Here is a 1,026-nt window from a genome sequence, read left to right as displayed (position 1 = left end):
TTGAGCGGCGGTAGCCAGTTGCGCCCTCAGGCCGGCCAGGAGGGGGACTACCTTAGCCTGCGGCCTTATCGTCCCCAGGATGATCTGCGCTCGGTGCACTGGAAGATCTCGGCCAAACGGGATCAACTGGTTGTGCGGGAGCTGGAGCGCCCCCGTTCCCAGGCCATCGTCCTCTGTTTTGAAAATCGCTGGCAGCCGCGGGGAGAAAGCCCTGAAGCCCATCGCAACAAGCTGGAGCGGGCCGTAGAGTGCTGTGCCGGGATCCTCACCTATTTGATTCGAGAAGGCTATCCTGTGGCGCTGGCCACCTTGCAGGAGCGAACTGCTTTTGGAGCGGATCTGGCCCACCAAGACCGGCTGTTAACTCTGTTGGCCCAACTAACGTTTGTCGGGGATCCCCAACTCAACTCTCAACTGGCTGATCCCTCTGCCGGGTTTAACCTCACCCCTCAAGATCGCTGTGTGCTGCTGGCCCATCCCGACCAGGATGGAAAATCTGCCCCGGGCTATCTCATCCACCCAGGATTGCTATTGCAATTTATCCCCATTGAGTGAACTTCAGACCCATTTTGAAAGTTTAGGTGCCTACCCTTTGCTGCAGATTAGGCGCCAGATAGCCGCGTTCCCCCAAGCTTTCCAGCAGGGGCCCATAGCGGTCGCACTTGACCACGCTGACCGAGGCAGCCAAAACCTCGATACGATCCCGGTAGCGGCCCAGGTGAATGCCCAGCAGGCTGCGGAGAAGAATCTGAAGGGTGGCCTTGTTTGTGGGAGACGATATCTCCGCCACAACCGGCAGGGCGCGGTTGGCAATTTGCACAGCGGTTTCGCCACCTGGGGGCGTTCCAGGCCGGCTCGGTCCTCCAGCGCCAGTAGGCTTCGGGATGGTCTTCGCGGGCCTCGGCGTGGGTTTTGCCCTCCCACTCGCTGTAGTGGATTGGATTTCCCTATCTCCAACCCCGTCTTCTCTGCCAGCGGCCTGAGAGTAGCCAAGGTGCGCCGCATCGGGCTGACGTAGAGGGCCTG

Annotated in this window: 1 protein-coding gene and 1 pseudogene; one reads left to right on the top strand and one right to left on the bottom strand. The window is 60.3% G+C overall.

The window, feature by feature from the left end:
- Positions 1-555, top strand: a 555-nt coding sequence (locus NW863_RS13170) for a DUF58 domain-containing protein (RefSeq protein ID WP_414366897.1), incomplete at its 5' end; no start/stop codon positions are given.
- 22 nt (positions 556-577) lie between these two features.
- Here the strand turns inward: NW863_RS13170 and NW863_RS13165 are convergent.
- A pseudogene (locus NW863_RS13165) lies at positions 578-938 on the bottom strand (histidine phosphatase family protein).
- Positions 939-1,026: the final 88 nt, after the last annotated feature.

This window comes from Synechococcus sp. B60.1 (assembly GCF_047462555.1).
Classification (GTDB): Bacteria; Cyanobacteriota; Cyanobacteriia; order Thermostichales; family Thermostichaceae; genus Thermostichus.
Note: the sequence above shows the minus strand (reverse complement) of the source record. Positions and strands in the feature narration are given on the sequence as shown.